Source organism: Eubacterium aggregans (assembly GCF_900107815.1).
In the GTDB taxonomy this organism is placed as follows: domain Bacteria; phylum Bacillota; class Clostridia; order Eubacteriales; family Eubacteriaceae; genus Eubacterium_O; species Eubacterium_O aggregans.
Genome location: NZ_FNRK01000026.1, coordinates 26,294 through 35,746 on the forward strand (window position 1 = coordinate 26,294; position 9,453 = coordinate 35,746).

Here is a 9,453-nt window from a genome sequence, read left to right on the forward strand (position 1 = left end):
CTTTTGATTTAAAGGCTTCGGGGGGAAAGGGCTTATTCGCCCATGATAATAATCTTACATTTACGGGAACGGGCCCGGGTGCGGTCAAAATCTACAAAGTAGACATAGCCGGTTTTTCCAACACCTAATTGGCCGTCATCCACATCGAAGATCGCGCTGGAACCCAGAAGAGTCGCCTTTAAATGGGCATCACAGTTGAGAAGCTGGGTCTTATCCCCGCCGGGAATCCAGGATTCCCAATCCGGCCAGGTAAAGACATCTTCAAAATGCTTGTCCCCAGGGTAGCGGTATTGGCCAAGTTCCACCTCGTCGGGAATAATCTTCTTGAGGGCATCATTTAAATCAGCCTGGAGGAATTCCGTGGTACCGTCTTCGGTGAAGTCGTGAACAAATTCTTCGAAAAAGACGGAACAGGTGGTGTGGGGGGAAATGACGGTACAGGTTCCGTTCTGGACCCCGCTGTTTTTAATGGCGGTCCGAACGCTGTCCGTGATATTGATAAAGCTGGGGGTGCCGCCGTGGGATTCAAGCTGGATAGTTTCTTTATAAACGGTCATAAATCTCTCCTTAAATGAAATTATCGAAATTGTGTTTTAAAACAGCAGCCATTCCGGTATTGGCGGCGCGCTTCATGGCCAGGAAATCATCAGCGCCCTGGGCGTGGATTTCTTTGGTGGCACCGACGAGGAAGTCGGTAAAGATATTAATCTTGGCAATGCCTTCGGTGGCGCAGCGGTGGATATTATCATCCCCGGAACCAGAGCTGCCATGGAGGACTAATGGTACCGGAACAGCATCGGCCAGTTCCTTCAGCCGTTCAAAGTTGAGGACCGGGGTGGTATTACCGGCGTATAGGCCGTGGCAGGTCCCAATGGAAACCGCCAGGGAATCCACATCGGTTTGCTCCACAAAGGCAACGGCTTCTTCCACAGAGGTGTAAATGGAATCGCTTTTTTGGCCTTCGGCACCACCGCCAAAGGCATCTCCCTGGCCCACATGGCCAATTTCTGCTTCCACGGTGATTCCCCGGGGATGGGCCAGTGCCACGACTGCTTTGGTGATCGCCACATTTTCCTCAAAAGGTTTGGAGGAAGCATCAATCATGACCGAGGTGAAGCCTAAGTCCATGGCTCGTTCCAAAAATTCTAAATCCTGGCCGTGGTCAAGATGAAGAACCACAGGAACCGAGACCGCTTCTCCCACCAGTTTCCCGATGACTGCAGCTTCTTCCAGGGAAATGACATCCTGATGCGCCTGGGCAAAGGATAAAATAACAGGTTTACCTTCTGCTTCAGCGGTTTGGACGAAGGTCCGGGCCATATCGAGGTCCAGAAAATCAGGGGCGGGTACGGCGTAACCGCCTTTTTTTGCATCGTTGAGGATTTCTTTTGAATTGACTAACATTTTACGCTTCTCCTTCTGTCTTTCTGTCTTTTTCTGCCTGTAAGATGGCTTCGGCCATTTCCCGAATTCGTATAACCGGGTCCGGTGCGCTGAGGATACCACTGGTGCCGCCGGTGCCATCTGCACCCAGGCGGACGACATTGTACACATCCTCTGCGGTGGTAATCCCCGAGGCAATCATAATCCCAATGTTTTTATCAATGGCTCGGATTTTAGAAACGGTATCCAGGATGTAATCATCCCCTGCTACCTGGCCCGTTCCGATGAGATCTGTGGGTTCAGCCAGCAGGATGTCCGGACCAAGCTGGGCCAGTGCCAAGGCCTCTACGACGGAATCCCCGCAGACAATGGTGGTCATCTCCAGCTCCTTGGCCCGCAGAATGGTTTTGTACAGGGCGCTGATGGTCAGTGGGTTTTCGGCATGGTTGAGGAATACCGCATCGGCACCAGCGGCCTTTAAAGAATCCGGCAAAACATGGCCCATCCCACGACCGGGTGTCAAAGGGTCCATGTGCTGGGCCGTGACGATGATATGGGATGTTTTTTCCCGAATCTGGCGGATATCGGCATAGGGGCAGGTAAAATACAGCTCAATGCCAGTTTCTTTTGCGATTTCATCTGCGGCGACAGCCAGCGCCAGTGCTTCTTCTCCATATAGATACGATTTGGGATTAACGACTAAAAATACATTATGTCCAGTTTCCACAACCAACCTCCAACTTTCTAATACTTTTTTGAATACTTTAGACCATTATAATTCTTTTAATTGGCTGACCCGATCCGGGATGGATTCCCCTCCGAAGAGGTAGCTTCCGGCAATGAGGATATCCGCACCGGCCCGGACGAGGTCCGCACCGTTTTGGCCATTGACACCGCCGTCCACACTAATGGGAACGGTGTGCCCACACTTAGCCATCAGTGCTTTAGCCTGCGCAAGCTTCCCATAAATGGATTCATCCAGCTTTTGGCCGCCATAGCCTGGCTCACCGCTCATCAGTATCAGCCAGTCCATATGGGGCAGCAGGTAGGGCAGGCGCTCCAGTCCGTAGGACGGCCCGATGCCAATCCCCGCCTTCATACCGAGTTTTCTGATTTCCGCCAATAAATGCAAGGGATTGGGGCAGGCATCCAATTGGAAGGTGATGACCTCTGCCCCGACATCTGCAAAGATCGGGAAATAAATATCCGGGTGGGCCACTTCGAAATGAACCGAAATGGGCAGGGGACAGACTTGGTGTAAATCCCGGACGGTTTGTGGCCCGAAGGCCACATTGGCCACGTAATATCCATCCATGATATCGACGTGGAGATAGTCAATGCCTGCGGCCTCGGCCTGGGCGACTTGGGCGCCCAGGCGGGTTTGGTCACAGGCTAAAATTGAAGCAGATATGCGTGCCATGTGAACTCCTCATGATTTGAATGGGTGACCCCTAATGGGTGGTCACTGCGTGCATCCAGTCCTTGGCCAGGGGATAAAATTCCTTGTACTTTTCATAGTAGAAGGTATAGGCATCGTGGCGCTCCTGACTGGGTTCAACGATGTAGTCCACCGTGGTCATGGATTCAGCAGCCGTCTGGATATCCGGATAGATGCCCCCAGCCACAGCGCCCAGGATAGCAGAACCCAGACAGGGTCCTTCCGTTACCTTTGGAACGATAATGGGCACATTGGACACATCCGCATGGGTTTGGAGCCAGAAGGGACTCTTAACGGCCCCACCTGAAATAACAATGCCCTCGGGGACGAAGCCTGCTTCCTTGAAGGAATCCATAATGACTTCGGTACCGTAGCAGATGCTTTCAATGATGGCCCGATACATATGGGCCGGGGTGTGACCTAAGGACAAGCCATAGAACATTCCCCGGATATCCGCATCCACATAGGGTGTCCGATTCCCCTGGAAGAAATCCAGGGCAATAATGCCATCGGAGCCGATGGGCAGCTTTTCTGCCTCACGATTCAGGATGTCATAGACGCTCACACCTTCCTCAGCCGCCTGGGCCTTGTAATTGCCGCAAAGCTGTTCTTTCACCCAGTTGACGATGGAACCGGTGGACGTCTGTCCTCCTTCTACCATCTGAAGCCCCTTGACGATGGCATCGGGATAGGAACCCCAAATGCCTTTACTGTGGATGGCTTCTTTAAACTGCGCAATGTGCAGGTGGGAGGAGCCGGTGATTAAGGTGAGTTTACCCGGCTGGACGGCATTCAGTCCAATGACACCAACAAAGGCATCGGCACCGCCTTCGCCCACCGGAATCCCAGGGACCAGACCCATGGCCTCTGCGGCTTCTGGTGTCAGGCCGCCGACGAGGTCTCCCATGGCCATGACCCGGGATGGTAGCTTCTCTACCAGATCCTCCAGGCCAATGGTGTTATAGAAATCAACGGGATAGCCCCCTTCTTCTGCGTTGTAGTACCAACGACAGGATGCACAGTTGATGCTGGCGGTATATTCCCCGGTGAGACGGTGGATGAGCCAATCCGTACATTCATAGAAACGCGTGGCCGTATGGTACACTTCCGGTTCATTTTCTTTGAGCCACAGGGCTTTAGCAGGCAGGCACTCTGCAGAAACCATGCCGTAGCCATTGTATTTCAGGGCATCGTGACCAGTTTCGTACATCCGTTTGGCTTGTTTGGCAGCACGGATATCCATCCACATAATGGCAGGCCGAAGGGGGACCATATCATCTTTAGATAAAAGCACTGTACAACAAGTGGTATCCACGCTCATCCCCCGGATGTAAGCCGGATCAATGCCACTTTCTGCAATGGCCGCTTTAGATGCCTTACAGATGGCATCCCACCATTCATTGGGATCTTGTTCTGCTAGTCCCGAGGCGGGGGTGTAAAGAGGATAGGACTCCTCACAAAAAACAATGGGATTCCCCTTTAAATCAAAGATTCCAACCCGGGCGCCCCCGGTTCCCATATCGACCCCTAACACACACTCTAATTGTTTCATCATTATTACCCCTTTCAATGATCTCGCAATTGATAAGACACATATGTGCCTTGCAGTAACGTACGTTATAGTCATCATACAACGGGAACATATGTGTGTCAATATTTTTTTGAAAATTCAATTATTCTTGACATTTTCGTTAATAATCACGTATAATCTAGTAACAAATGTGCCTAAATGAAAGAAGGACAAGAAATGGCGAAAAAAAACGATTCGACGGAATCAATGTTTAATAAAATGGTTCTCATTGCAACGTTGTACTATAAAGAAAAAATGTCCCAAAATGAAATTGCCAAAAAGTTGGGAATCTCCCGTCCCTGGGTCTCCAAGTTACTGACCCGGGCAGAGGAAGCCGGTATCGTAAAAATCGATGTGCTGGTTCCCTTTACGGAAAACACCGCTTTGGAAAACAGCTTGATGCAGAAGTATCGTGTTAAGCATGTGGGCGTCATAAAAAACGATTCACCCATGAAAGATGATTTAGCTTTAGCCGCAGCCAATTATTTCATATCTGAACTTCGACCTGAGGATGTGGTGGGGGTGGGGTGGGGAACTGGGGTCACCCGGCTGATTTCAGCCACCGAATCACTGAGTTTTCCAAGGGTAAAGATCTTGCCCCTGGCAGGGAGTTTTGGAAACTCATTGGATTTCCTGCCCAATCTGAGCAGTATCCGGCTGGCTAAAACCCTGGGTGCCGTGGCAGAGGTCATCCATGCCCCTGCGGTTTGCAGCTCAGAGGAAGAATTCGAAACCCTGATGGCCAATCCCCAGACCCGTCAGCTTTTGTGTGAGGCCGAACACGCTGATATCCTATTGTTGGGGATGGGCACCTTCGAATCCTCAACCATGCCCCAATACGAAATTTTTACAGCAGAAGAAATTGAAGAGCTGCGCAGCCGCCGGGTTATGGGGGATATTGGACTACAATATTTTGATGTAGAGGGCAGACCCATTGCCATTGGAGCCACAAAAAAGCTTATCCGGGCCAATATCTTTGATGCCAGCAGCAACGCCCGAACCAGCATCGGTATTGCAGAAGGGGCAAAAAAGAGGGATATCATCCACGCAGCACTTTCTCTTAAGCTGGTCAATGTTTTATTTACCAATGAGGAAACCGCTATGGCATTGCTGGAAAAATAATGGGAAGAGTCTAAAACGTTTTTAATTTTTGTGTTTACATTAAAAATTCCAATGATTATGCTTAATGATGTACCGTACAAATCCCCAAGACCCATCGGGAAATCCGGAACTCGATGGGTTAAAATCAATTTTATGTATTGCGTAAGGAGGAAGTAAATGGCACATCCAGAAAAAATCATTATCAAAGGACTTCAGCAGAATAACCTGAAAAACATTTCCCTGGAAATACCCAGGGGAAAAATCGTTGTTTTTACGGGGGTATCGGGCTCGGGAAAATCCAGCATCGTCTTTGATACCATTGCAGCAGAGAGTAAGCGTCAAATGAACGAAACCTACCCGGCCTTCATTCGGGGGCGGCTTCCCAAATATGAAAAGCCCAGGGTGGACAAAATCGAGAATCTATCTCCTTCAGTGGTCATCGATCAGAGCCGGATGGGGGGCAACGCCCGGTCTACGGTGGGGACCATCACAGATTTGTACTCCGCCCTGCGGGTGCTGTACTCCCGTATTGGAGAGCCCCAGGTGGGGAGTGCCTCCTGTTTTTCCTTTAACGATCCCAGCGGGATGTGCCCGGAGTGCTCAGGACTGGGGAAGGTAATGACCCTGGATCTATCGGCCACCTTTAAACCTGAGGAAAGCTGGAATACAGGAATGGTGGACCTCTCTCTCTTCAATCCTGGAAATTATTATTGGAAGCAGTATGCGAAATCCGGTCTCTTCGACCTGGATAAAAAATGGAAGGACTATACCGAGGTGGAGCGTTGCCGGATGCTTTATGGAAAAGACACCCCGGATGGCCCACCGCTCCATAAAAAGGTGGAGGGCATCCACAACCACCTCACCCGGCTGCTTCTTAACCGGGATCGTTCTACCGCCAGTGAGACCATTAAAAACCGGATGTCCGAGCTGATTGCAGAGGAGGACTGTCCCCGTTGTCATGGAAAGCGTCTGAACGAAGCCGCGCTGTCTGCCCGGATTGCAGGCTATACCATTGCCGAAATGGGAGAGCTGGAATTCACCACCCTTCGGAAAGTACTGTCCGCCGTGACGGATCCCAGGGCTGTAACCATCATTGAAGGCATGGTGGCGACCCTCACCCGGATGATTGATATCGGCTTGCCCTACCTGAGTTTGAACCGGGAATCCCCCTCCCTTTCCGGGGGAGAAGCCCAGCGCTTAAAGCTGGTGCGCTACATGGGAAGTGCCCTCACGGGGATGATCTATATCTTCGACGAGCCCAGCACCGGGATGCACCCCCGGGACGTGTACCGAATGACACGGCTCTTAAAAAGTCTTCGGGACAAGGGCAACACGGTGCTGGTGGTGGAGCACGATAAGGATGTTATCCGCATAGCCGATGAGGTCATTGATGTGGGGCCCCTGGCAGGGCGCGGGGGCGGTAAAATCCTCTTCCAGGGAAGCTATGCGGCTCTTTTAACCTCCGGGACAATCACAGGGAAGGCCATGGAGGAGCGGATTCCCTTGAAAGCCCATCCCCGTGTCCCCCGGGAATTTCTGCCCATTCGTCATGCCAGCCGTCATAATTTAAAGGATGTATCTGTGGATATTCCCCTGGATGTGCTCACTGTAGTAACTGGAGTGGCCGGTTCGGGAAAGAGTACCCTCATCCGGGAAATTTTCGCCAGGACCTACCGGGACCAGGTGGTCTTAGTGGATCAATCCCCCATAACCGCAACGGGGCGATCGACCCCTGCCACCTATCTGGGCTTTTTTGATGAGATTCGAAAGCAGCTGGCCAAGGCATCGGGCCAGCCGGCATCCTTATTTTCCTTTAATAGTAAGGGGGCTTGTCCGGTGTGTAAGGGAAAGGGGATCGTGGTGACGGAGCTGGTGTTTATGGACCCGGTGACCACGGTGTGTGAGGTCTGCGAGGGCAAACGCTATAGCGATGAAGCTCTGTCCCAGAGCTATCGGGGAAAAAATATTGTGGATATGCTGTCAATGACGGTGGAGGAGGCCCAGGATTTTTTTCAGGAAAGTGGAAAAATCACCAAGCATTTGAACGCTATGGCGGCGGTTGGTCTGGGATACCTGTCCCTGGGACAGCCCCTGTCCACCCTTTCAGGTGGAGAGCGCCAGCGCTTAAAGTTGGCTAAAAATCTGGATAAAAAAGGGAATATTTACATTTTAGATGAACCCACCACCGGACTTCACGCCAAGGATGTGCACAAAATTATGGGGTTATTGGATGGCTTCGTGGTCAAGGGAAATACGGTTATCGTCATCGAGCATAACCTGGATGTAATGAAACAGGCCGATTATCTCATTGATATCGGACCGGATGGCGGTACCGCCGGGGGGCAGGTGGTGTTCACCGGGTCCCCGGCGGTGATGGCCGCCCAGGGGGTGACCATTACCGCAAAATATTTGAGGGACAGCCTTATCAATTAATGCTTTTTCTTCGGGCGATTGGCCTTAGCGATGGCTTTAAACTTTTGCGCCTTCTTGGCCAAATAGGCATCGGGATCATCGCCGTAGGCCGCTTCAGCAACCAGTTTCTCGTAGGACCTAAAACGGTCCGGGGATAAAGTCCCATGGGCAATGGCGGCTAAAACTGCGCAGCCAGGCTCTGTGGTGTGGGTGCAATTTCGAAAACGGCAGTTCTGGGTTAAGGCTTCGATATCCTCAAAGCTTTTTTCAAAGCCTGTGGAGACGTTCCACATGCCCAGCTCCCGCATCCCCGGGGTATCGATAACCAGGCTGCCCCCAGGTAGGCGTATCAGCTCCCGGTGGGTGGTGGTGTGCCGCCCCTGATCATCATCCCGGAGACCTCCGGTTGCAAGGCGTCCTTCCCCCAGGAGACCATTAATTAAGGTCGATTTCCCTGCTCCGGAGGAGCCAAGAAAGGCAGCGGTGTGGCCAGGGATGAGGAAGGATTTCAGGGTGTCAAAGCCCTCACGGGATAAAGCGGAGGTGACGAAGACCTCCGTGCCAATGGCAACGGCGTAGACCTCAGCCAGACGTTGGTTTAAGGTATGGCACAAATCGGCTTTGGTCAGCACCACCACTGGCTGGGCACCGCTTTCATAGGCCAGGGCCAGGTAACGCTCCAGTCGGTGGATATTAAAATTCTGATTTAAGGACATACAAATAAAGATGGTGTCGATATTGGCGGCGACGACTTGGCCAGCCAGGGCCTTGCCCGCTGCCCGCCTTACGAAAAGGCTCTTTCGGGGAAGGACCCGGTGGATAATGGCGTGGCCGCCGGCATCGTTGTCCTGGTCCAGGAGGACGAAGTCCCCAACACCGGGAAAGTCCGCGGGTGTGGCAGCTGCATAGCGCAGACGGCCAGAAACCTCGGCCAGCAATTCCCCGGAGTTACAGACCACCCGGTACAGGTTTTTTTCCTGGGTAATGACCCTGGCGATAATGGGGTTCTCCCCAAAGGTGTGTGCCAGGGTGCGGACGCGGTCATCTAAACCATAGTGTTGTAAATGGATTGAATTATTTTGGATTGTGTTCATGTTTTCCTCCTAAAGATTTTGTGGGGTCTTATGGAGGTTATGCAGGATTAGTGTGTGCAAACCTCCCGGTTTGCCACAAGATCCAAGGTGTGATTGGTTTTCAAAAAGCAATGCTCCTTTTTTATAAAATAGTGGGAATATGATATTGTATAGTTTTAGTTGACAACTGATTCACAAGGATTTAAGCTAATCAAAGAGTCAGGAGGAGACGAAAAAATGGCAAAGAATAGACAATATGATCCAGAATATAAGATACAGGCCGTGAAGCTGGGAAAAGAAATTGGTCAGTCTAAGGCAGCTAAGGAACTCGGCATTCCCAAGAATACATTGTATTCTTGGATGAGATCCTGCCGACTCGGTAAGTTAGACCTGGGGCCAGGTTCACAGACGCCAACAAGCGCCATGTCACTGACCGAGGAGCTTATCACCTTACGCCAGCACGTTAAGGCACAGAA

9 protein-coding genes are annotated in these 9,453 nt (G+C 51.4%); 3 read left to right on the forward strand and 6 right to left on the reverse strand.

What is annotated here, in order from left to right:
• Positions 1-32: 32 nt before the first annotated feature.
• Genes BLW33_RS11805 through BLW33_RS11825 form a run of 5 tightly spaced genes read right to left on the reverse strand, consistent with a single transcriptional unit; the run spans position 33 to position 4,376 of the window.
• Complete coding sequence (locus tag BLW33_RS11805) at positions 33-557, reverse strand: YjbQ family protein (RefSeq protein ID WP_090309169.1); 525 nt, start codon at positions 555-557, stop codon at positions 33-35.
• A gap of 10 nt (positions 558-567) precedes the next feature.
• The gene (locus BLW33_RS11810) at positions 568-1,404 is read right to left on the reverse strand and encodes a class II fructose-bisphosphate aldolase (RefSeq protein WP_090309172.1); all 837 of its coding nucleotides are present in this window, start codon (positions 1,402-1,404) and stop codon (positions 568-570) included.
• Between the two features lies 1 nt (position 1,405).
• Positions 1,406-2,110 (reverse strand): triose-phosphate isomerase, encoded by a 705-nt coding sequence (locus BLW33_RS11815; protein ID WP_090309175.1) that lies wholly within the window; start codon positions 2,108-2,110, stop codon positions 1,406-1,408.
• Between the two features lie 45 nt (positions 2,111-2,155).
• Positions 2,156-2,803, reverse strand: coding sequence for a ribulose-phosphate 3-epimerase (locus BLW33_RS11820; RefSeq protein ID WP_090309178.1), 648 nt, complete (start codon positions 2,801-2,803; stop codon positions 2,156-2,158).
• A gap of 31 nt (positions 2,804-2,834) precedes the next feature.
• Positions 2,835-4,376: an FGGY-family carbohydrate kinase gene (locus BLW33_RS11825; RefSeq protein WP_242911669.1), complete on the reverse strand. Its 1,542-nt coding sequence runs from the start codon at positions 4,374-4,376 to the stop codon at positions 2,835-2,837.
• Between the two features lie 192 nt (positions 4,377-4,568).
• Between BLW33_RS11825 and BLW33_RS11830 the strand changes: the two genes are divergently transcribed.
• Positions 4,569-5,513: a sugar-binding transcriptional regulator gene (locus BLW33_RS11830; RefSeq protein ID WP_090309180.1), complete on the forward strand. Its 945-nt coding sequence runs from the start codon at positions 4,569-4,571 to the stop codon at positions 5,511-5,513.
• Between the two features lie 156 nt (positions 5,514-5,669).
• Complete coding sequence (locus tag BLW33_RS11835; RefSeq protein WP_090309183.1) at positions 5,670-7,925, forward strand: ATP-binding cassette domain-containing protein; 2,256 nt, start codon at positions 5,670-5,672, stop codon at positions 7,923-7,925.
• On the opposite strand, the gene rsgA is transcribed toward BLW33_RS11835, so the two are convergent.
• Complete coding sequence (rsgA, locus tag BLW33_RS11840) at positions 7,922-8,998, reverse strand: ribosome small subunit-dependent GTPase A (RefSeq protein ID WP_090309186.1); 1,077 nt, start codon at positions 8,996-8,998, stop codon at positions 7,922-7,924. The genes BLW33_RS11835 and rsgA overlap by 4 nt on opposite strands.
• A gap of 216 nt (positions 8,999-9,214) precedes the next feature.
• Between rsgA and BLW33_RS11845 the strand changes: the two genes are divergently transcribed.
• Positions 9,215-9,453: transposase (locus tag BLW33_RS11845; protein ID WP_143032601.1), on the forward strand; the 239-nt coding region annotated here is incomplete at its 3' end.